This window comes from Robertmurraya korlensis NBRC 107688, from assembly GCF_001591645.1.
Classification (GTDB): Bacteria; Bacillota; Bacilli; order Bacillales; family Cytobacillaceae; genus Robertmurraya_A.
The window spans coordinates 13,883-37,761 of the sequence record NZ_BCVH01000003.1; the positions used below are offsets into that span (position 1 = coordinate 13,883).

At 37.9% G+C, this 23,879-nt stretch carries 20 protein-coding genes and 1 pseudogene; 20 read left to right on the plus strand and 1 reads right to left on the minus strand.

Annotation, left to right across the window (positions count from 1 at the left end; genetic code table 11):
• Positions 1-32: 32 nt before the first annotated feature.
• On the minus strand, positions 33-467 hold the full coding sequence (locus BKO01S_RS06545; RefSeq protein ID WP_066050658.1) for an Rrf2 family transcriptional regulator: 435 nt from the start codon (positions 465-467) through the stop codon (positions 33-35).
• 194 nt (positions 468-661) lie between these two features.
• On the opposite strand from BKO01S_RS06545, the gene BKO01S_RS06550 reads away from it, so the two are divergent.
• The 20 genes and pseudogenes from BKO01S_RS06550 to BKO01S_RS06645 all read left to right on the plus strand — a co-directional run bounded on the left by BKO01S_RS06550 (position 662) and on the right by BKO01S_RS06645 (position 23,314).
• On the plus strand, positions 662-1,522 hold the full coding sequence (locus BKO01S_RS06550) for an SDR family oxidoreductase (RefSeq protein WP_066050662.1): 861 nt from the start codon (positions 662-664) through the stop codon (positions 1,520-1,522).
• A 281-nt stretch (positions 1,523-1,803) separates the two neighbouring features.
• A complete protein-coding gene (locus tag BKO01S_RS06555; protein ID WP_066050665.1) occupies positions 1,804-2,442 on the plus strand; it encodes a YesL family protein in 639 nt (212 codons plus the stop codon).
• Between the two features lie 119 nt (positions 2,443-2,561).
• Positions 2,562-3,914 carry an ABC transporter substrate-binding protein gene (locus tag BKO01S_RS06560; RefSeq protein WP_066050668.1) on the plus strand — a complete coding sequence of 451 codons (1,353 nt, stop codon included), beginning with the start codon at positions 2,562-2,564 and terminating at the stop codon, positions 3,912-3,914.
• Between the two features lie 92 nt (positions 3,915-4,006).
• On the plus strand, positions 4,007-5,839 hold the full coding sequence (locus BKO01S_RS06565; protein ID WP_084361989.1) for a sensor histidine kinase: 1,833 nt from the start codon (positions 4,007-4,009) through the stop codon (positions 5,837-5,839).
• Positions 5,817-7,430, plus strand: a complete 1,614-nt coding sequence (locus tag BKO01S_RS06570) for a response regulator transcription factor (protein WP_066050674.1) — start codon at positions 5,817-5,819, stop codon at positions 7,428-7,430. Before BKO01S_RS06565 ends, BKO01S_RS06570 begins: the two co-directional genes overlap by 23 nt.
• 165 nt (positions 7,431-7,595) lie before the next feature.
• Entirely contained in the window at positions 7,596-8,540 is a 945-nt protein-coding gene (locus BKO01S_RS06575; protein WP_084361990.1) for a carbohydrate ABC transporter permease, read from the plus strand.
• Between the two features lie 14 nt (positions 8,541-8,554).
• A complete protein-coding gene (locus BKO01S_RS06580) occupies positions 8,555-9,388 on the plus strand; it encodes a carbohydrate ABC transporter permease (RefSeq protein ID WP_066050675.1) in 834 nt (277 codons plus the stop codon).
• An 11-nt stretch (positions 9,389-9,399) separates the two neighbouring features.
• Positions 9,400-11,226: a heparinase II/III family protein gene (locus BKO01S_RS06585; RefSeq protein ID WP_084361991.1), complete on the plus strand. Its 1,827-nt coding sequence runs from the start codon at positions 9,400-9,402 to the stop codon at positions 11,224-11,226.
• A gap of 15 nt (positions 11,227-11,241) precedes the next feature.
• A complete protein-coding gene (locus BKO01S_RS06590; RefSeq protein WP_066050679.1) occupies positions 11,242-12,366 on the plus strand; it encodes a glycoside hydrolase family 88 protein in 1,125 nt (374 codons plus the stop codon).
• A 27-nt stretch (positions 12,367-12,393) separates the two neighbouring features.
• Positions 12,394-14,244 carry a DUF2264 domain-containing protein gene (locus BKO01S_RS06595; RefSeq protein WP_232311182.1) on the plus strand — a complete coding sequence of 617 codons (1,851 nt, stop codon included), beginning with the start codon at positions 12,394-12,396 and terminating at the stop codon, positions 14,242-14,244.
• A 234-nt stretch (positions 14,245-14,478) separates the two neighbouring features.
• Complete coding sequence (locus BKO01S_RS06600; RefSeq protein ID WP_066050683.1) at positions 14,479-14,874, plus strand: DUF302 domain-containing protein; 396 nt, start codon at positions 14,479-14,481, stop codon at positions 14,872-14,874.
• Positions 14,875-15,528: 654 nt separating this feature from the next.
• The gene (locus BKO01S_RS06605; protein WP_066050686.1) at positions 15,529-16,047 is read left to right on the plus strand and encodes a hypothetical protein; all 519 of its coding nucleotides are present in this window, start codon (positions 15,529-15,531) and stop codon (positions 16,045-16,047) included.
• A gap of 284 nt (positions 16,048-16,331) precedes the next feature.
• Positions 16,332-18,302, plus strand: coding sequence for a lipoteichoic acid synthase (ltaS, locus tag BKO01S_RS06610; RefSeq protein ID WP_066050689.1), 1,971 nt, complete (start codon positions 16,332-16,334; stop codon positions 18,300-18,302).
• Between the two features lie 395 nt (positions 18,303-18,697).
• Positions 18,698-19,866: pseudogene (locus BKO01S_RS06615) on the plus strand (FtsW/RodA/SpoVE family cell cycle protein).
• 161 nt (positions 19,867-20,027) lie between these two features.
• A complete protein-coding gene (locus tag BKO01S_RS06620) occupies positions 20,028-20,672 on the plus strand; it encodes a DUF1232 domain-containing protein (RefSeq protein ID WP_066050691.1) in 645 nt (214 codons plus the stop codon).
• 21 nt (positions 20,673-20,693) lie between these two features.
• Entirely contained in the window at positions 20,694-21,614 is a 921-nt protein-coding gene (locus BKO01S_RS06625; protein ID WP_066050693.1) for an LCP family protein, read from the plus strand.
• A 37-nt stretch (positions 21,615-21,651) separates the two neighbouring features.
• Entirely contained in the window at positions 21,652-21,858 is a 207-nt protein-coding gene (locus BKO01S_RS06630; protein ID WP_066050695.1) for a twin-arginine translocase TatA/TatE family subunit, read from the plus strand.
• 31 nt (positions 21,859-21,889) lie between these two features.
• Complete coding sequence (locus BKO01S_RS06635; protein ID WP_066050698.1) at positions 21,890-22,456, plus strand: YqaA family protein; 567 nt, start codon at positions 21,890-21,892, stop codon at positions 22,454-22,456.
• A 35-nt stretch (positions 22,457-22,491) separates the two neighbouring features.
• Positions 22,492-22,773, plus strand: coding sequence for a hypothetical protein (locus BKO01S_RS06640; RefSeq protein ID WP_066050699.1), 282 nt, complete (start codon positions 22,492-22,494; stop codon positions 22,771-22,773).
• 28 nt (positions 22,774-22,801) lie between these two features.
• Complete coding sequence (locus tag BKO01S_RS06645) at positions 22,802-23,314, plus strand: VanZ family protein (protein WP_066050702.1); 513 nt, start codon at positions 22,802-22,804, stop codon at positions 23,312-23,314.
• Positions 23,315-23,879 lie beyond the last annotated feature (565 nt).

Consider the following 23,879-nt stretch of genomic DNA (forward strand, 5'->3'; position numbering starts at 1 on the left):
AAGTGAAAAGACACTCCTTTGGAATGTCTTTTCTAACAGATATTTTCTTTCGTAGCAATATCTTTCACAACATCTTCTAAAGTAACATTTCTTAAAACCTTCTCCATTGCCAATTGTGCTGCTGTGAATATAGGTTCAATTGTATTCTGGATGTTCCTACCTACGGGACAATTCGGATGTGGGGTTTCATGTATGCTAAACAATTCTTTCTCCTGTACAACATTTACTGCCTTATAAACGTCGAATAATGTAATATCGGATAATTCCTTTGCAAGCTTTGCCCCTGCAATCCCTGGATTTACTTCTATCAAACCAGCTTTTTTAAGCATTCCCATTAGTTTTCTAATCACGGCTGGGTTCGTGTTAACGCTTGAAGCTAAAAACTCAGAAGAGGTTACTCCTTCTTTATTAAATTCAATGAGAGTCAATATATGAATTCCGACAGCAAATCGGCTGCTGATGGACATGTTCAGTCACCACCTCTATAACTTTTCCATTAATAACTTTATTTATCGTGTAATTGAATTGGTTACAAGTTTATTATACCAAATTACGCACAAAATAATAAATATTATTTAAGCTGTTGACATACCGGTTACATGTAACTAAAATAAATACATGTAATCATAATTGTTACAGATACAAATAGGAGGAATAACAAATGAAAATATTAGTTACAGGAGCTTCAGGAAAATTAGGTTCAAAGGTTGTAGAATCATTATTGAAATCTATACCTGCAAGTGAGCTGGCAGTAAGTGTTCGAAATCCAGAGAAAGTAGAAGGACTTCGTGCTCTTGGAATAGAAGTTCGTCAAGGAGATTTTAATCAACCTGAAACATTAGATCAAGCATTTACGGGGATCGATCGCTTATTAATTATTTCTGCGGATGGTGACAATGAAACAAGAATTCGTCAACATACGAATGCTGTTCAAGCAGCTGAGCGAGCAGGGGTAAAATTTATTGCTTACACAAGTCTAGCAAATGCAACAGAAAGCAAAAATCTAATGGCTCCACCTCATGTTGCGACAGAAGCAGCCATTATTAAGACGGGTATCCCATATTCTTTCTTGCGCAACAATTGGTATTTAGAAAACGAAATTGGAAGCATTCAAGGTGCTATGGCAGGAGCTCCATGGGTTACTTCTGCTGGAGAAGGGAAAGTAGGCTGGGCACTGCGACAAGATTACGCAGATGCAGCGGCAAAGGTACTGGTTGAAAACGGTCATGACAATACAGTGTATGAACTTTCAGGTCCCCTTTTAACTCAAGACGAGTTGGCATCTGCTCTTGTAAATGTATTGGGTAAAGAAGTACCTGTACAACAAGTAAGTGACGAAAAATATGCAGAGATCATGAAAGGTATAGGACTACCTGATTTTGTGATCCCGATTGTGGTAGGAATTCAAGAAAGCATTCGGAACGGTTCATTACAAGTTGAACCTAGCGATTTTGAGAAAGTTCTCGGTCGTCCAGTTACGCCGATCAACGAAGCTCTAACACAACTTGTTAATGAACTATAAAAACCGACATTATGTCGATTTTTTTGCAGAATAGGGCAGTTGAAATCAATGTGCATAATATATTTATGTGGTAGGAAAAACTGCTTTGGAAATTCGGATTAAAGATTATGTAAAAAACTTATAAATGACATAGAAGGGTGGAACTCAACGGTTCCATCCTCTTTTTTTTCCAAATAGGTAAAGATTTTTGTATAGACTGTCAAAATAATATTTATACAAATCTTGTAGAAATTTATAAAATGAATAAAATAGCTTGTAAAATAGGGAAGGAGTGTATATGGATGGATACAACAGGGATGACGGGGAAACTTTATCAAGCTTGTCAATGGATCTCTCGGTTGGCCTATTTGAATCTCCTCTGGTTGTTATTTATAGGTGTGGGGCTGGTGTTCTTTGGGGTTGCGCCTTCTACCGTGGCGATGTTCACGATTATTCGTAAATGGTTACAGGGGGAAAGGGAGCTGCCTATTTTTTCAACATTTATGGAGATTTTTAAAAGGGAGTTCTGGGCATCCAATCGGTTAGGGCTGGTGTTAATGGCTTCTAGTTTTGTAATATGGTTCGATTGGCAGTTAATTGGTGGGGTTCAAGGAACGTTATATCCGATCTTAGCAGGGTGTTTAATCGGTGTATCATTGTTATTTATGATGGTTTTAACCTATATTTTCCCCGTTTATGTACATTACGAAAACAAGACGTTCCAGTATATAAAAGTGGCGTTTTTGCTTGGGATCTCCTATCCACTGTATTCATTCGTGATGCTGCTGGCAGTTATTTGCGTCTTAGCGCTTAGTCTATTTTTCAATGGGATAGGATTCCTCTTCTTTGGGAGTGGGATAAGTTATATACTAATGTATATTTCTAATCTATTATTTAGTAAATTAGCTCAAAAATATGATGTGTCCATTCTGAGTTCATAGATACTGGTCAAATAATTCTCATAATAAGTAAATTTATTGATATGTTGGGAAAATATGATTTTGCTACACTTGTTTTGTAAGGGTTTACAATAAATAAATAAGTAGTAGGGGGAAAGGCAATGAAGAGGAAGATTTGGTCCATATTCGTGTTAGTAGCTGTCTTTTGTATCGTCTTAGCAGGTTGTTCTGGAAATAGCACAAAAGAAAAAGCTTCGTCCGAGACAAAATCGGATGAAAAGGTAACAATTAAGTTCCACACTCATGGAAATGAAGCATCATACAACTGGAAGGAAACGATCGCTGCCTTTGAAGAAGAGTACCCTAACATCAAAGTAGATTTAGTGATTCTAAGTGAAAAGGGAGATACACAGGAAGCAACGAAAAAGCTAGATTTAGCTGCTGCTTCAGGCGAGCAAATGGATGTTCTCATGTTCAGTGATCCTGCAAGTTATGCACAGCGTGTAAGTATGGGAATGGTTGCTCCTATTGATGAGTTTATAAATGAAGAAGGTTACAAGGTGACAGAAGAGTATAAGGTAGATACGCAAATTGACGGGAAGTATTATTCGCTTCCGGGGAAATTTAACCCGTGGTACGTTCTATTAAATAAAGACCACTTAGATGCAGCAGGACTAGAGGTACCAACAGATTGGACATGGGATGAATTTGCTGAATATGCGAAGGCAATGACAACGGATGATCACTATGGAACATACTTCCACGGACCGCAAAATGGTGGTTGGATGGAATTCTTAAAGTTAGCTCTTGCTAGTGAAGAGGATGATACGGAATTCACAACGGCTGATGGAAAATCAAATCTTGATCATCCACTGTTCAAAAAGACGCTTGAACTTCGTTTGAAAATGGAAAAAGAGGATCAATCAGCTGTTCCTTACACAGATATTTTATCTCAAAAACTTCATTACCGGAATCAGTTCTTTAATCAGGATTCAAGTTCGATTCTAATCGGTAGCTGGATGAATACAGAGCTTGGCGGAACGGAACAGTTCCCGTTAAACTTTCATGTAGCGGTTGCTCCGTATCCGAAAAACGAGAAAGGTTCAACAGAAGGCTTCACGCCTGTAACAACAGACTTCATGGCGGTTGCCGGTACGTCTGAACATAAGGAAGCGGCCTATCAATTTATTCGTTGGTATACAACGGATGGCCAAATTGTTCAGGGGAAAAACATTCCTTCCTGGAGCAAAGTAAGTGAAGGTGATTTAGCAGGTATTGTTGACAAGATTCTTAGCGGAACGGTCAATCCTGAAAAAGTGGATAAAGACTCCTTAATTAATGTCTTAACGAATGCGAAGTCATCCAAGATTATTTCACCTGTATCTTATCAGGCTGAAATCTATAAGGTAATCAATGAAGAATATGAAAAGCTGATCTTTGGTGAACAAGATGTAGAGAAAACAATTGAAGCTGCTCAAGAAAGAGTACAAGGAATCATTGATAGTAATAAATAAGGATAGACAAGAAATAAAGAAACTATAATAATAGAAAGAAAGGGTTGTAAACGATTACAACCCTATCTTTGTATTAAAAAGGGTGTTAGGCGATGCAGAAGAGACATTGGATGCTACAGCCGAAGTCGTTTCGGTTTAAGGTTATTTTTATTTCGATTATTTGCCTTGTGATTCCTGCGACCATCTCTTTGTTAATTTATAATTATTTAACAACAGATACTTTAAAAGAGCAGGCTCTTTCTAATGCTAATCGAGAGCTTACGATAGCCAATGAATATGTAGAAAAGCTACTAGAAGACATGCTATACATAACAAACTTTATCCAACTCGATGCAGAGATGAACACGATTTTAAAAGAAAAAGCAAAAAGTAACACCTCATCCATACCATCAGAATATGAGAGTTTTATTGATGAAAACCGTATCAATAAGACGATCGAAAATATTACACTGGTTGGCGAAAAATCATATGTAACGATTCTATTGAAAAACGGTAAGTCTTATACCAATTATTCTAACTGGGATTACGATCCCAATCAGTTAGTGAATGAAGATTGGTTTAAACAATTAGACGATCTAAAAGGATATGAATCGTTATGGATTGGAAGTCAGCCAACGATGTTCAAATCGGAAATAAAAAATAATCCGTACCAAATATCTGTTGCTAGAACACTAAGAGATGAAAACGTAAAGGTGTATGGGTACGTAATTGTTACGATCATGGAGAATAAAATTAATGAACTGTTTAGTGGCTTACAGGGCCACGAAGAAATGATGTTATTAAATGCTTCGAATCAAATCCTTTCTCATCGCGATGATTCTAGAATTGGTGGAAAATTTCAATACAGTTCCCAGCTAAAGGAACAGAACTCATCCAATATCTTTCAAATATCTAAAAAAGACTACCTCATTGCAGAGCATAACATCTCCTTCACAGGGTGGAAGTTGGTGTCGATTGTGCCCTACAAACAGGCTGTTAATAAAATTAATTCCATATTCAATAAAGTATTTGTGGTCCAAGTAGTCTCCTTTGCCCTATTTTTGTTTTTAATGGCTTATCTTCTTCGAACGATTACCAAACCTATTGTTCATTTAGGGAATGTGGCACAAAGCGTAAAGCATGGGAATTTATCGGTTCGTTCCCGAATTCGTAGCAGGGATGAGGTTGGTAGACTATCAGATTCCTTTGACCATATGCTAGATCGTGTTAATGAAATGATTAAGGAAATCACCGTAACACAGGAACGGAAAAGGAAAGCGGAGCTCGCGATGCTACAAGCGCAAATCAATCCTCATTTTTTATTTAACGTCCTGAATTCCATTCGAATGAAAGTGTTAGTTAAAGGGGATAAGGAAAGTGCTAACATGATAAGCTCCTTATCGAAATTATTACGTATGACCATTGATAAAAACAAAGAAACGATTACCTTTCAAGAAGAAGTCCAAATGGTTCTGGATTATGTTCATCTCATGAATATGAGACAGAAAGAGGAAGTGAAGGTAGAGCTTCAAATCCACGAAGAAGCCAATTCATTAAGAATTCCACGATTCATCTTACAGCCGATCATCGAAAACTCTATCATTCACGGGTTGAGCCAAAGTGAAGGCACCATTGTAGTGAGAACGGAAATGAAGGCTTCTCAGCTGGTAATTGTCATTGAAGATGACGGACAAGGAATGGATCAAGAATCGCTGGTCACTTTACAAAGAAAGGTTAGTCAACCATCTGGAATCGACTTCATAAGTAGTGAACACACAACTGGATTCTCGTCCTTAGGGTTATCGAATGTGTATGAAAGAATGTTTATTACTTTTGGCAAATCCTTTCATATGGATATTCAAAGCAAATCTGGAGAGGGGACAAAAGTTTTTCTAACCATTCATAAAGGGGGCTGTCATACGGATGTACAAAGTGATGCTAGTTGATGATGATTATCCTGTGATTCAGTTATTATCCGAAACCATTCAATGGGAGCAAATTGGAGTTACGCTCCAAAGCTCTCATGAAAACGGTGCAAGTGCCTTTGAAAAGGCCATGGAAGATATGCCTGATATCCTGATCACGGATATCGGGATGCCCAAGATGAATGGGATTGAGCTTACAAAAAAATTAAAAGAGAGAAACCCTCATTTACAGGTTGCGATCCTATCCTGTCACTCTGATTTTGTGTATGCACACCAAGCGCTAAAACTTCAAGTTCAAGACTACCTTGTAAAGGATACCTTGGATCCAGATGATTTATGTGAGTTAATCAAAAAGTTTAAGGCGACACTTGATGAGAAAAATCATAAAATGATCAAACAAATTCAGCTTCAGGAGATGCTGGATCGAAACAAAGAAAGTGTGAAACAACGATTTATTCAAAAGGTAATAGATACGTGTGATATTGATGAGAAGGAAAGATTAGCAGAATGCAAATCTCTCGGTCTACATATCGATCAAACAGGCTATGTCGGTTCCTTAGCGATGATTCACGACTTTTCGTTAGTAAAAGAGAAATTTGTGTCTGAGGACACATTGATGTTTGCCATTAATAATGTAGTCACAGAAGCGATGGAGAGATATTGTTTAGGCGCGGTTCATTTTCAACTGGGACCTAGAGAATTCTTTGTGTTCTTTCCTGCTTCATTAGTGTTAAAGAACAATGCGATTTCTGAATCAAAAGAAAAAATGAAGCTCATTCAGCATGCATTAAAAAAATCAGCAGGTATTTCTCTTTCTTTTATAGTAGGGGATGGTTGTCAATCCGTTTTAGAGTTTAAAGAAGAAGTAATTGGTTTAATTGATAGCAAACAGCAGAGTTTTTATATGGAACCTGGGACCATTGTTGATAGGAATAAAGAACAGGAGTCCCAAACAGAAGAGCTATTTTCTAAATATGACCAAGCGGCCGCTGAAATGAGAGAGCTCATCATGCTTCGAGACGAAGACCGGATTCCGGTTTTCGTTAATAAGTGGACTTCATTTTTTAATGATTATCAATTCCCACCGGAAATCGTTAAGGATTGGCTCGTTAAATTATTATTGGATTTAAGAGGCAAGCTCCAAGCTTTACAGTTTTTCCGAGCTACTCATTCCGTCGAGCCGATGCATAATGAAATTCTAGACATTCATTTTTTAAGTGAGCTGTATACATGGTTAATTCGTTACTTTCAAACTACTTTATCGAGAATAAACGAGGTTTATGAGCAAACCCGCCGAAAAGAAATACTAGATGCCTTTAAATATGTTTCTTTGCACATAGAGAAGAAGATTAGTCTGGATGAAGTTTCTAGTCATCTATACTTGAATCCAAGTTACTTTAGTCGTTTGTTTAAAAAAGAGGTAGGGGAGACGTTTGTTGAATACGTAACAAAGATGAAGATAAATCGGGCGAAAGAATTGCTAGAGCAAACAGCGGATTCTGTAGGGAAAATATGTGAAAGACTGGGCTATGACAACCAAAGCTATTTTATAAAAATCTTTAAAAACTATGTCGGAGTCACACCGATTGAGTTTCGAACTGGGAAGATGTAAAACAGAATAACATTTCTTAGCGTCCATCTTGTGCAAAGATGGACGTTTTCGATTTTAACAACTAGAAATAAGTCAAAATAGTATAGAGATACATCAAAATACTGCTAATGGTGAAAATTAGTATTCTTTTATAATAAAATTATACAAAAAATCGAGGTGAAAAAGATGAGTGCCAACACTGAACTCTCCAAATCAACACAGGTGACTGAGAGACGTACAACTCAAAAAATCAATAAGGAGAAAACAGAAAACGTAGCTGGTTTATTGTTTGTTTCTCCCATGCTCATTGGAGTGTCTGTTCTTGTATTAATTCCGATTTTGGCTACATTTTTACTGAGTTTTGCCGAATGGAGCTTTATTACTCCCTTATCACAATTAAAATGGGTTGGATTTGATAATTTCACAAGACTGTTTGAAGATCCTATTTTCTTAAAATCAATTATGAATAATGCGATCTTTATTCTTACTGTTCCTATTTGTATGATCATATCCTTATTACTGGCTATTACGATTGATCGAAATGTGTATATGAAAGGATTTTTTAAAGTAGCCTTCTTTATGCCTTATATCTCAAGTGTGGTCGCTATTGCAGTTGTTTGGCAAGTACTATTCCATCCTTCTGCTGGGCCCATTAACCAAGTGTTGATGTCTCTTGGAATCGACAATCCTCCCAAATGGATTGCTGACCCAAATTTCGCGTTGATTTCCATTATGCTCATTCAAGTCTGGGTATCGATTGGATTTAATATGATTATATTCTTAGCGGGATTACAAAATATCCCGAAGGATTTATACGAAGCCGCAGATATTGATGGAGCGAATGCGTGGGTGAAATTCAAGCATATTACCGTACCAATGATCTCACCAACATCCTTCTTCCTCTTCATCACAGGGATCATTTCAACATTTAAGGTATTTGATTTAGTCGCTGTTTTAACAAAGGGTGGGCCGATGCACTCGACCTCTATGATTGTTTGGAACCTTTATGAAACCGCTTTCGTTAACTTGAAAATTGGTCCTGCCTCGGCAATGGCCGTTGTTCTTTTTGTGATTGTGTTCGCGATTACCATTATCCAATGGATCGGACAGAAAAAATGGGTGAATTATTAAGGGGGGAGTAAGAAATGGTGAAGTTATTAGGGATGAAAAAAAGTATCATCACGGTATTGATGCTAGCAGTTAGTGTGTTGTTTCTATTGCCTTTTGTTTGGATGCTTTCAACATCCTTTAAAATCGAAGCAGATGTATTCAAATTTCCCATCCAGTGGATTCCGGAAAGGTGGAATGGCTTTAATAATTATAAGGAAGTATGGTTTGGCGATTATCCTTTTTATGTTTATTACTGGAACACCATTAAAGTAACCGTTCTAACAACTTTGGTTTCTGTTGTTGTATCTGCACTCGCTGCGTACGGATTTTCAAAGGTAAAGTTTCCAATTGGCAGATTTCTTTTTATCATCGTGCTAGCCACTTACATGGTCCCGCCACAGGCCATCCTTGTTCCACAATTCATCTTATTTAGGAAAATCGGTTTGTTTGATAGTCACTTTGGGCTTATTCTCCTTGGAAGCTTCAGTGTGCTAGGAACCTTCATGTTACGCCAGTTTTTTATGAGTATTCATAATGATCTGATTGAAGCAGCTAAAATTGATGGGGCGGGTCATTGGAAAATATTCTGGTCGATTGCTTTACCGATCGTCAAGCCAGCGATCGCGACGTATGGAATTCTTCGATTTATCTGGACTTGGAATGATTATCAAAACCCACTGATTTTCTTACGAACAGACAGTTTATTAACGATTCAGTTAGCGATGCAGAAATTCACCACCATCAATGGGGAATTCTACTCCTTGATCATGGCAGCTGCGGTATCAGCGATCCTACCGCTGGTCATCGTATTTATCATTGGTCAAAAGCAAGTTATTGAAGGAATTGCCTTAGGTGGAGTAAAAGGCTAGGAGGGAACCCCTTGATTACAGCAGATATGAAAAGCTTATTAGATATGGAAGCACCACTTTTGTTTGGAAGTCATAAAGAGAAGAGTGATTGGTGGAAGAAGGTAGGGAGCTCCACCGCCTATCAGCCATTACTTGATGAAATAAGAGTGGAAGCAAAAAGTCTTCTTCAGAGAAAAGAGCCAGAATTGAGCTTTTCCTTGTTTAAGCTATTTGAAGAAAACGGCTCTCGAGCAGAATATGAAAAGGTGTATTTTGAAAAGAGAAGGCGATTGACGACTTTCGCCATCATGGTGTTACTTGAACCAGATAATAAAGCGTATAGAGAAGAATTGGAAAATAGTATTTGGTCGATTTGTAATGAATATTCCTGGTGTTTGCCTGCTCATCTATCAAATACGAGCGAGACGTCAACTGCTGTTGATTTCCCCTTAAATACCTCTGTGACAAAAACATACTCTATTGATTTGTTTGCAGCAGAAACGGCCTTTTCCTTGGCAGAAATCATGAAATTAACGGAGGATTCTTTGTCACCGTTAATTTGTAAGCGCATTTATGAAGAAATCTATAAGAGAATCTTCACATCATTTATGAACTCAACCTTTAAATGGGAAACAGAGACCCATAATTGGGCGGCCGTATGTGCTGGATCGATCGGTGCAGCGGCCTTGCATCTTATAAACGATAATGACGAGTTAACGCGGATAATCAAGCGCGTTCTACCAGCGATGGAAGGCTATGTTAGTGGATTTACACAGGACGGCTTTTGTTTAGAAGGCTATGGATATTGGCAGTATGGTTTCGGTTATTATGTGTATTTTGCCGATTTGTTAAAAAAGCGGACTGCAGGGAAGCTCGATTTATTTGCTTCCGAGAAGATTCATCAAATCGCCTTGTTTCAACAAAGGTGTTTTCTAAATAATCATCTTGTCGTTAATTTCTCCGATGCTGTTCCAACGGCTTCTGTATTTCTAGGGCTTAGTCATTATTTGAGTAAGATCTATGATGATTTTGACGTTCCAAAAAATGAACTTCGTGCCAAGTACACCGGAGACCATTGTAGTAGATGGGCACCTGGGATTCGAAATATCTTATGGTTTGATGAACATGCAAAAGAAACCATTTGGGGAAGAGGAACGTTTTTCTCGATGGAATCCGGATGGTATATCTCACGGTATCAGGACCTATCAGGTAATTACTCCTTTGCGACGAAGGCTGGTCATAATAACGAGCCGCATAATCATAATGATCTAGGTCATTTTATCCTGCAGGGAAACCAAGAGGTATTTTTGAAGGATTTAGGGTCTGGCTTATACACGAAGGATTATTTTAGTGAAAAACGCTATACCTATGTTGGGAATGGGTCACAAGGACATTCGGTTCCTATCATTAATCATCAATACCAGGTGGAGGGTGAAACTCACTATGCTAGATATCTTCAAGTGGATGTTGGAGAAGATGAGGATCATTTGAAGTTGGACTTCGGTAAAGCGTATGATGTGGAACCATTAAAAGCACTCACTCGTTCATTTGTATGGGTGAAAAAGAATCTGCCAAAGCTCATCATGGAGGATCATTTTTTATTTACTGAACAGCCAATTTCTATTATTGAACGACTGATTGTTCCTTCTTTATTAATCACAGAGGAAGAGGATGAAGTGATGTTAGAAGGGAAAAGTAGATTGCGAATTTTCTATGATAGGAGATTGCTTTACTTAGAGGTGAAAAGGTTCCATTTTGTGAACCATTTTGGTGAAACAGAAGAAAACGCGATGCTGGACTTTACTGTATTAAACCCCAGCAAGGATTGTAAGGTAGAGTTGATTTTTCAATTTGAGTGAGGAAGGGTGAAGAAATTGGTCGAACAAGGTAAATGGATTAACGAAGCGTGGGAACAAATCATTCGTAAAGTGGACCGAACAAGCAAGCGAATTGGAGCAAATTTTCCTCATGCCAGTAAAGACGGTCAATATGATCTAGCAGAGCCATATTGGTGGACGGCTGGATTTTGGCCAGGAATTCTGTGGCAAGTGTATCGGGATACAAAGAACAATGAAATGAAGCAATTGGCACTAGAATGCGAACTTAAGCTGGATGATGTTCAGCAAAACTATTATCGATTAGACCATGATATGGGATTTATGTGGACCTTAACAAGTGTGGCTCATTATAAATTAGTAGGAAATGAGGATTCTAAGCGACGAGCTTTACTAGCCGCTAATCTTTTAATGGGCCGCTTTAATGTGAATGGAAACTTTATAAGAGCATGGAACCCTTGGACGGAAGGGGAGGACAATAGTGGGGTGGCGATTATTGATTGTTTAATGAATCTTCCTCTCTTGTACTGGGCGTCTGAAGAAACAGGGGACCCGAGATTTAAGAGTGTGGCCAAAAAGCATGCCGATACCGTGTTGGAACATTTTGTCCGAAGTGATGGTGCGGTTCATCATATTGTGCGATTTGATCCTGAGACTGGAGAAAGGGCCGAAGCTATATGTGGCCAAGGATATGCACCTTTCTCTGCATGGTCAAGAGGAGTTGCTTGGGCGATCTATGGGTTGGCCTTAAGCTACCATCATACGAATCAACCGAATTATTTAGAGGCAGCAAAAAGAGTCGCGCACTTCTTCCTTTCACATCTTCCGGAGGATTTAGTTCCAGCCTGGGATTTTCGCCTACCGAGTGGGGTAGAGGCACCAAGAGATTCGTCTGCAGCGGCCATTGCTGCCTCTGGTCTTCTGTTATTAGCTGAAAAGGTCGAAGAAACCGAGTCCCCACTGTATCAAAAGGCAGGGGAAAACATCTTAAAGTCTCTATATATGAACTACGGAGATTGGAAGGGAACGGAAGAGGGATTGATCCTCCATGGCACCAGCCACTTTCCCGAAGGTAAATATACCGACAATCCTCTGATTTACGGAGATTACTATTTTGTAGAAGGCATGGCCAGATTAAAAGGGTATAAAGAGTTATTTTGGTAGAATTCCGTAAAAGGAGGCATGGAGCCATTGTTAAATCTTGAATTACCTATCCAAGGAAATTCACTAAAATCACGAGAGGATCTCATCACATCTTTATCGCAAATTCTCTCACCTTTCAAACCCTTTTATAGTAAAGGAAAAGCAAGACTTGATTTAGGAAACACAGGTACGAGCTACTCGGGTGCCATTTCCGGGATGGAGGGTTTTTCAAGAATCCTGTGGGGACTAGTTCCCTTATTAGCTGGAGGAGAAGACTCAAACCATTGGGATGATCATTTAGAAGGAATCATCAATGGAACCAACCCGTCTCATGAGGAATACTGGGGCGAAATTACAAACTTTGATCAGCGTGCCGTAGAAATGGCTGCCTTTGGTTATGCCCTTGCTCTAATTCCTGAAAGAATTTGGGATCCCCTAAATGACCTTGAAAAAGAGAATCTATTTCAATGGCTGAATCAAATTAACCAATTTGATGTGTACGATTGTAACTGGCTGTTTTTTCCTGTGCTTGTGAATCTTGGTTTCAAGCAGGTGGGGCTTCCGTATGACCGGGAAAAACTAAAGAAAAACCTAGATCGAATCGATGATTTTTATTTAGAAGATGGCTGGTACGCAGACGGAATGGATGCCCACTGTGACTATTACGGGCCGTTTGCGATTCATTTTTATAGTTTACTTTATAGCAAGCTTATGAGAGAGGAGGACACTAAGCGTGCAGAATGCTATCGAAGCAGAGCGGAAACCTTCGCCAAGGATTTTATCTATTGGTTCTCTAACAATGGTTCCTCCCTGCCTTATGGAAGAAGCTTAACGTATCGATTTGCTCAGTCCGCTTTTTGGAGTGCCCTTATATATGCGGACGTTGAATCCTTTTCCCTAGGAGTGATGAAGGGAATTTTGATGAGAAATCTTCGATGGTGGTTCCGTCAGCCGATTTTTGACGCTAACGGGTTACTTACTATTGGCTATCGTTATCCAAATTTAGTAATGGCAGAGAACTATAACGCACCAGGTTCTCCGTATTGGGCTTTAAAAACCTACTTGGTGTTGGCTCTACCTAAGGATCATCCTTTTTGGACAACAGAGGAAGAGCCATTACCGGCTTTAAAAGAAAAAGTGACCCAAGCTTCTCCACGGTTTATTATTCATCGGAAAGAGGAACAGGATCATGTGGTTGTGTTTAACGCAGGGTATCAGCATACAAATGACCACCCTCATACACATGCCAAGTATGAAAAGTTCGTTTACTCCAACTTCTTTGGTTTTAGCGTGTCGAAGGGTGAGTGGGGATTAGGGCAAGGTGCGTTTGATTCGATGCTGGCTGTGAGTGAAGGGGACCATATGTATAGAGGAAAACGAACATGTGAGGAATACCGTGTAGACGATGATGTGATCTACACGAGATGGAAGCCTTGGAGAGATGTGGATATTCAAACCTGGCTTGTGACAGGTACCCCTTGGCATATTCGTATTCATAAAATTTCTACGGGAAGGAAGCTCGATGTTGCGGATGGTGGGTTTGCCTTAGGACTAGAAAATTCCCAAACGAACGGTCAAGATACCAAAATCATTAAACAATCCAAACTTTGCGCAAGTTTTTATCCATGGGGAGCAAGCGGCATTCAAAGCCTGGATGAACATGGTCAGGCAGAGCTCATTTACGCACATGCCAATACAAATGTCATGCAAGCAAGAACCGTCATTCCTACCATCAAATCAAGCTTTCAACCTGGTACACACTGGATGCTGAATGCGGTGTTTGGTGAGGTAGGATCTGATGGAGTGGGGAACGAATGGGAAGCTGTTCCAGAGGTTAAGGTATACGATGGAAAGATCGTAGTTGGTGAGGGAATGGACAAGATGATCATTCCTTTTTAACTCTTATAGTCAAATAGCTGTCATAATTGACAACGGATCAGTTTTAATAAGAGCATCAATTATTGAAGTCCAATTCGGGAGTAAATTGGACTTCTTTTTTTGTGAAAAATTAAACCCAAGTTTTTCACTTAACTGTTGTGGAAGGTTAAAAGATTTATTTGGGGGGAACATTAAGGGGAATGCAATAAAAGTTTAGCATTATGACACTACCTACTTCCGCAAGTTTAAGAAAGGATGATCATTTTGGATTTCCATTATACGGTAGAGACTGGTAAAACAATAGAGGAGAGCATAGAGTCTTTGGAAACAAGTTTAAAGCAGGAATCTTTTGGAGTGCTTTGGACATTTAATATCAAGGAAAAGCTAGAAGAAAAGGGTTTTAGTTTAGACGAACCATTCTTTGTTTTGGAAGTGTGCAACCCTGAGGAAGCGGAACGCGTTATTAAAGAAAATAAATTGGTTGGATATTTTCTCCCTTGTAAAATAGTTGTTTATAAGGACAATGGAACAACCAAAATAGGATTGCCAAAACCTTCAGCGCTTATCAATATGCTTGATAATAATGAATTAAAAGAGATGGCAAAAGATATAGAAAAGCGACTGATCGATTGTATCGAAAAGGCATTATGATGGAGAAGGGAATATAGAGTCGAACTGGTACAGGTTGATCGACATGGATTCATTTGCGTTTGCCAATCAGAAAATGGTTCATTCAGAGTAAAAATATAGACAAAATCAGGTGGTCATGAGTTAATCAAGCACGAAGAAGAAAATGATGTTTGAAATTTTGGATTAAAACAGGATGAGACAAAGGGGACCAGTTTGGGTTCTCTTTTTTTAAAGGTAAATACAAAGATCCTTCAAGTAGTCCTGGCTTTATTTATTCTAGCAACAGCCATAAAAATTTGGTTGGATAAAAGTCATTTCGAATAATAAAGAAAAGGGTAATGGGATTTTATGTTAAAATATAGTTAACGATTATTGAAGAAGAGCAATCTTATTTTCTGAAATAGATGTACTATGGAGGTTTACTCATTTAGATTATCACTTTTAGCATTTCTATATCCCTATTCGGGATAGCACTTATTCTAACAGGTGCCTCAATATTTGGACTTGTGGTTTCATTTGTCGGTTTAGTAGTTTCCTTCGTTTCTTGTCTAATAAAGCTAGGTGAAAATACAGTAGATAATTTAGTGAAAAAGGTAAATGAATAAAACGCATTTGCTATACCGGGAGGGAATGGTAGCAGTACAAGAATAATTTAATATAACGGAGGTGCTCTTTATGAATGATAAAAGTAATAATATAGCACAGGCCTTATTTATCATTGGAATTTTATCTATTATTGGTGGAGTCATTTCTGGGTTATATTATGGTACAAGTGTAGAATACTATCCTCTGGGAAACTTTCAAGGAGTTCTCAGTTGGACAGTTTTACTGAGCGGAGTAGTTTCAGGGATCGTGTTTCTAGGTTTTTCAGAGTTGATTAAACTATTACAAGGCATCTATAACCTTCAGAAAAACAAGCAAAACGAAATGGATCTTCCCGGCAGTAAGGAAGAAGCAACCTTATTAAAAGAGCCTGTAATACATGATACAAGGGATTTTAGAGTTGTTCCAGATAAAGTGCGTAGGGATATTGAGGGATTTTATAAAAATGAACAAGTTGATAAGATAGTAGCTACGAGATTAGAAGATTATTATATAGTTACCCTAAAGGGTAAAGAGGTTGTTATAGAAATGGGAGGCTTTAAGCCTACTCCCCTATCAGATCAGAAAGCTAGAGGATTGGGTTTGCTATAGTGGAGTAGAAAACCCAGAATCCTGGCACAAAATTACACTTTACTTAATGGGCAATGCTTAATCAGGCATTGCTTTTTCAATTAAGTTGTTCCTGGAGTGTTTAGGATTCAGTTTCGACCTCATAAATAAGGCTTTATGTACCTAGCTACAGGGATATTGAATTCAATGAAACAGGGAATGTTAGTTGAGGTCGAGTGATATTATCAATTGACCTTTAAAGAAAATTATCATAGAATGACCTCTTACAGGTGGCAAATGTAATTTACTATTGTTGAGGTGGAAAAATGAAGAAGATTATCTATTCAAGAATGAGCTTCTTCGTGATAGCTGTCGTTCTTTTTTGGATCAAAACGTATAGTTTTTATAAACTAGAGTTTTCGTTGGGTGTGAAAGGGACCGTACAGGAGTTCCTTCTGTTCTTTAATCCTCTTAGTTCAGGAATTCTCATTCTAGGGCTGGGGTTATTTACAAAAGGGAGAAGATCAGGACGAGCTATTATTTATTTAAGCACGTTGTTATTTCTCATCCAGTATGCAAATGTCGTATATTACCGTTTTAATAGTGACTTTATGACTTTAGCTACTCTTACGCAGACAAGTAACTTTGGAACCAGTCTAGGGGGTAGTATTCTAGACTTAATGGAACCCTACGATCTTTTGTATATCATCGACATCCTTTTTCTTCTATTCCTTTATAGTAAGGTAAAAGGGAAGTGGACAACAGATCGACTTAAGTTACGTATACCAATAGCCGTCTTGGTAACAGGTATATTAGCTTTCAGTCTTAATCTCCATTTAGCTGAAAAGGACCGGCCACAACTACTGAAGCGTACCTTTGACCGAAATTATTTGGTGAAATATCTAGGAACCTATAATTTTATTGTCTATGATGCGGTTGTGAGTCTTCAAAACTCTTCGCAGCGAGTCATGGCTGACAGCAGCGCTATTGTAGAAGTTGAAAATTATGCAAAAGCGAAATATGCAGAGTCGAACCCCGAGATTTTTGGTGTGGGACAGGGAAAGAATATTATCAAAATCCATCTAGAATCATTTCAGTCATTCCTCATAGACTTTGAGTTAAACGGACAAGAAGTAACCCCGTTTCTAAATTCACTCGTCCATGATGAGACTCAAGATTTTACTTACTTTGATAATTTCTTTCACCAGACAGAACAAGGAAAAACAGCCGATGCAGAACTAATTATGGATACCTCCCTCTATGGACTTTCACAAGGTTCCGCTTTTGTCACGAAGGCGAATAATACATTTCAGGCATTACCGGCTATTATCGGGCAACAACAGGGATACACAAGTGCAGTATTTCACGGAGATGGCAAATCCTTCTGGAATCGGGATAAAATCTATAAAAGACTAGGAATTGATCAATTTTATTACGACCTTTACTACAATATGAACGAGGATAATGTGATCAATTATGGGTTAAAGGACAAGCCTTTCTTCGAGGAATCAATCCCTCTATTAAAAGAATTAAAACAACCATTTTATGCACATATGATTACGTTAACGAATCATCATCCATTCGTTCTTGGTGAAGGAGAAGCAACGCTCGTACCTTCACAAACAGGTGATAGCACAGTGGATGGGTATTTTCAGACGGCTCGCTATCTAGACGAAGCGTTAGCAAAGTTCTTTGTGGATTTAAAAGAAGCAGGACTATATGATAACTCTATTATTATGATTTACGGTGACCACTATGGAATCTCTAAGAATCATAATCGAGCCATGCAAGAAATACTAGGTGAAGAGATCACCGTGTTGAAAAACTCAGAACTTCAACGAGTGCCATTTATGATTCATATACCAGGCGTTGAAGGTCAAGGTACAAACCACGAATATGCCGGAATGATTGATGTGGTACCAACTCTTCTTCATGTGTTAGGTATTGATGCAAAAGATTATCTTTTATTCGGGACAGATATGTTCTCAGACCATCATAGAGACTTTGTTCCATTCCGAAATGGGGATTTTGTAACAAGGGAGTATAGTTACATTAAAGGTGATTACTACGATAATACAACGAAGGAAGTCATTTATGAACCCTCGGAAGAAATGCTGAAGATGAAGGATACGGTATTACAAGAGCTAAGCTATTCTGACAAACTATTAAATGGCGATCTTCTGCGCTTCTACACACCTAATGAAAAATGGGTGCCCGTAAACCCGAGTAAGTATTTATACGGCAAGAAGCAAGCCAGCAATGCAGAAGTAAATGGAAAAGCAGAGAAAGAAAAATAGAATAGTCGCAGGAGGCATTAATCATTATTGGTTAATGCCTTTTTTGTTTTGAATCGAAGAGGAAAGGTTGGTTTCAGGAGGTTTGCTTTTAAGATAGACTAGGAACGTATTAATTAAGCTTGATGGATATCATGTTTTTTTAGTTTACGCATTCTACTGATTATTGGAAATCACATGTCCTAAATGCTCATTTAGTTCACCTATCCTACTAGTTTTTGGGAATCATGTGTCCTAAATGCCAACTTAGTTCACTCATTTCCACTAGTATCTAGATATCGCCTCTATCGTTGACAAATTGTCAACGATAAATGTAATATTGATAGAGTTTCTCCCCTCTAAGTGGGTGGAAGAGTGATTACAGTTCTCATAGGGAACATAAAAAAGGAGAACGAATGATGGAAATGACATATTTAAAGAGATTAGATAAGTCGGTATTGTTTATTATTGGCACATTCAGTATCCTGAGTCTCCTTTTTATTTACAGTAGCCAGGGAATTGGTCAGTATGGGGAGCAGAATTTTGCTCTTAAACAGGGAGTCAGCTATTTACTGGGATTTATCATTTTACTAGTGGTTGCCTATTTAGATTCAGATCAATTTGAAAGAATCGCTTGGCCTTTATATCTTATAGGTCTTACGACTATTGTTTTATTGCCTCTTATGCCGTCTAGTATGGCTCCGTCCATTTTGGGGGCAAAAAGGTGGTATAGCTTTCCCTTCATTGGTTCTATACAGCCATCCGAGTTTTTTAGAATTGCTTTGCTTTTGTTGGTCTCCCAGCTAGCCCATAGACATAATTTATTCTATCTACATGGACCATCTGGACAGATTTTCTTCTAATTGGTAAGGTCCTTTTGGTTACAATCATCCCTTCGTTATTTGTTTACCAACAGCCTGATACTGGCATGGTGGTACTTTATTTAGCAGGAAGCACAACCGTTCTTTTTTTATCCGGCTTACATAAGAAAATCCTTGCGGCAGCTGCTGCCGTTCCTACGGTGGCCATTGCCATTTTCATATATGTCTATTTTCTGCATCCTCATGTCTTCTATGATCAGCTGATACCTATATTGAAACCCCATCAGCAGGAGAGAATACTGGGCTGGCTTTCACCAAATGAATATGCCGATCATGCCTATCAAACGAAAAAAGCGATGTTAGCTGTTGGTAGCGGAGAGTTAAAGGGAAATGGGATTGGAAATGGAACGGTCTATATCCCTGAGAAGCATACGGATTTTATCTTTGCCACCATTGCGGAAGAGGGAGGTTTTATGGTTGCTTCGCTTGTCATTAGTTTATTTTTCCTCTTGTTATATCGTATGGCTGTTATCGGAGATAAGGCAGAGTCTCCATTTGGTCAATATGTATGCTTTGGGTTATTAATGATGTATGGCCTCCAAATTTTCCAAAATATCGGAATGACAGTAGGTCTCATGCCAGTAAAGGGAATTTCTCTCCCTTTATTATCGTATGGAGGAAGTTCTTTGCTCTCCAATATGATTTTCTTGGGAATCATATTATCCATACGTAAGCCATACCAAAAGTACATGTTTCAGGCAAAATAAAGAATTATAAAAATAAGTACTAGTGTCGTCCTATGTAATAGTTATCTAGGATGTGTCGAGTCGTTGTCGTTCTGTGTAAATCCGTTGACATTATGTCAACGATTCAGTTATAGTCAATTAGACAAATTTAACTTGTTTTAGATGTTGTAAGTTAGGAGGTAATGGTCATAGAGACAGAACTTGGTTTGCTTATAGAAAAATCACTGAGGAAACAATCAATATCACTAAGACGACTTAGTGAGCTGACGAATATTGATAAAGGAACACTTTCAAGAATTAAAAATGGCAAAAGGAAGGCTACACCCAATCATCTACAAATCCTTTCAGAATGTCTTACCATTCCTTTACATGAATTGTACTCGGCTGCAGGATACCCGCTTGGACTCGAAAAAGGGAATCAGATATCAGAGCTTCAATTATCTATCGATAGCATTCAGTACATGCTTTCCATATCTGAACATGAGAACAAACAATTTAGTGTTGAGCAGGTTGAAAAGCAGCTGGAAGAATTGAATCATTATTCTCAAACACCGGAAGGTAAAAATAAGATAATCAAAAACTTTAAGAATAAGATTGATAGGATCGGTAGTGTGGGACCATTTATCAATGAGTTAAGTGGAATGTTCAAAAGGTTCCTTACGGGTAAAGGTACAGCAGCTGAACTGGCAATTATCGGTGGTGTGTTAATGTATTTTATTATTCCAGTTGATGTCTTGCCTGATTACTTATTTGCGATAGGATATTTAGATGATGCAATTTCATTAAAGATTGTTTCTAGGTCATTGTTACCTAAGACAGTAGGATAAAGGAATTCAAGAGGTGTTACTATGATTAGAAGAGTAAGGAAGAAAAGGAAATGGTTGAGGAATTCTCTGTTATCTCTGTTTTTAGTAGCAGTGATAACTGTAGGATTTTCTATTTACCAATTTAAGAGTGGAGTAATGGAATCAAGTAACGAATTACATCAAGAAAATAATAATTATGAATTTCATGCTTTGGAGCCACAATTTGGAGAGATTAATATGTTGTTAATCGGTAATGATTCCAGAGGGGAAGAACATTCACGTTCAGACACGTTAATGATTGCTCATTATAACCTTATCTCCAATAAAATAAAGTTGGCCTCTATCATGAGAGATACATATGTGGATATTCCGGGTCATGGGTACCAAAAGATAAACGCAGCTTTTGCATTTGGCGGCCCCGAGTTGGTTAGGCAAACTATCAAGGAAAACTTTGATGTAGATATTAATTATTATGCGATCGTCGATTTCGAGGGGTTTACCAAAATAGTCGATGTTGTTGCACCGGATGGTGTGGAGGTTGAAATCCCTTATGAAATGTCTTATGGAATTGATACGGTCCTTGAGCCAGGTACTCAAGTGCTACATGGGAACGATTTACTCGGATATGTTCGCTTTCGTCATGATCGATTACGTGATTTTGGTCGAGTGGAAAGACAACAAGAAGTAATATCGAAATTGAAAGAACAAGCAGTAAGTATTGAAAACCTGTACAATCTTCCGAAAATTATCGGCCGTACAGCACCGTATGTTGATACAAACTTAGACACCCAATCTATCCTATCAATAAGTAAGGGGCTAATTACGAACAAGTCGCAAGGGGTCGAGAGTATTAGAATCCCTATTCAATATTCCTTTGAGAATGACACGGTTGATGTTGGTGCGGTTCTTAAAGCAGATCTAGATATAAATAAGGAAGCATTAAAGTCATTCTTAGAAACTTAATTGGTGATTCAAATTACTATAACTGGAGATGAAAGAAATGTTATCTAATATTGGTGCCCCAGGGGTTATATTAATACTTGTTGTTGCTCTTATCGTGTTTGGCCCAGAAAAGCTCCCTGAAATCGGTCGAGCGGCAGGGAAATCGATTAAAGAGTTTAAGAGAGCGTCTCAAGGATTAACCGGCAGCATAAAAGAGGAAATTACAACTTTAGGTGCCGAACATAAAGAAGAAAAAAATAACTAATTAAATGAAATCGTTAGATGGGAGTCGTTGAGTGGAATTTTTTAATAAAATCGTTGAGATCCTTGATCAATATGGACTAATTGGTCTAATCATTATGTCATTTGCCGAGGCCTCGTTTTTTCCAATTCCTCCGGATGTATTGTTAATTCCGATGGGAATATCGAACCCTGACCGAGCTATTCTATATGCAGGGGTTACTACGGTATCATCTGTCGCTGGGGCTATATTCGGTTGGTGGATTGGGAAGAAATTCGGTAGAAAAGTTTTAAGACTGATTGTATCTGAAGATATTATTAGTAAAGCAGATCGATATTTTAATAAATACGGTGGTCAGACTCTGTTTTTTACAGGATTTACTCCGATTCCCTTTAAGGTCTTTACTATATTAGCAGGTATCAGTCAGGTGAAGCTAAAAGATGTTATTATTTGGTCACTTCTTGGAAGAGGCGCTAGGTTTCTATTAGAAGGAGTGATCATTATGTATTTTGGCGACCGTGCCGTTCAAATTATGAATGATTATTTTCCGTGGATTACGCTGGTTGGTGGATTAGTAACCATCGTCATTATCTTGTTTATGTCTAAAAAGAGTTCAAACTAGTAATCTCAAAAATTACTTTGGTTGGAGGGTTTAGAGTGGAGAAGAAAATAGTTAAAACCGGAGTATACTCATTAGTCATTTCGTTTCTTTTAATGACCGTTGGATTTAAAAAGGATATGGAAACGGTAGATGTTGATGGAGTTTCAGTGGTTCAAGCAATCGCTTATTCAGACTTTTTCTTTACCATTTTTAGATACTCAATCATCATTTCGATGGTAGCGATGTACCTTGCGTTTTTTGTACTACTTATCCAGAAGAAAACGGATAGAATAGTGAATATTATAAAATTTAATCAAAGGTTGAATGGTAATAAATAGTGAAACAGATGAGGATGGAGGTTTCAATTTGTATTTAGTTGAGAATCATTCATTGAAGTTACTCTATCTGCAAGAACAAAAAAAGTTATTAGTCAGGCTGTTATTTCCTTTGTATGTCTGTGTGGTTATGTTTTCTGTAACAATAAGTACTGAAAATATCCATCGTTCCATCAATCTGCCGTCTTTAAAGTCTTTTTTTTTGAAAATTGGTCAAATCAGCTATACGTATTATGAGAGGGATCCATTTCTCTTGGGACCACTCTCTGATAGTGCCATTGGAAAAATGGTTTTGCTACTCCCCTTGGGATTCCTTGCACCAATTATATGGGGAAAAATTAGTCGGCTGAAAAATATATTGCTAATTGGGCTAATGGTATCAGTAGGCACTCAAGTGGTTAATTTTATAGGCTTAAAATATGACAAACTCAAATTAAGCACGAACATGAAAGAAGTAGTATACAGTGTTTTGGGTGTGTTTATAGGGCGCATTATTTATAAAATAATCTCTAAGAAAATAGGTAAGTTTGTATTCCATAGATAAAAAAATATCCTGTTATTGGTGACTACGCCTGTGAAAGTTGAACGTCAACACTACCAGGTGCAATTGTCATTCTTAGTGTTTGTATATTATTTTCAGCAAACAATATAGCTAGCGCAATAAGAGATGCCAGTTTTAATTCCGGTGATTCAGGCACCTATTATTACGAACGTTCTAGATTCAATGAAAATTTCAAGAAGCTTTTTAGAGGTATTGAAGAATCCTAATAAAGAAGGTCAGTAGTATGGGAATTAATGTTCTTCTAAGGAGGAAGCTGATGACTACAAATATTATTGTTCCGTTGACATCATTAATCATCTTGGTGGGTATTGGTTTCTTAATATTCAAACTTGCTAGTGTTAAAAAGAAACAAAAATAAAGATAGATATACATAGTTATCAATTTAAACATTAGAGAGCTTGGGTACGATCCTAGCTCTTTTTTTGTTGGTGAAAACAATTTTTAATAAAGAGCAAAAACTTTCTTTTGTTTAGAAACGTCTAATGGGTGGAAGGGAGCAGATTACAGTGGAAGAAAGTATCATTGAAGACCTTATCGTACATGACAG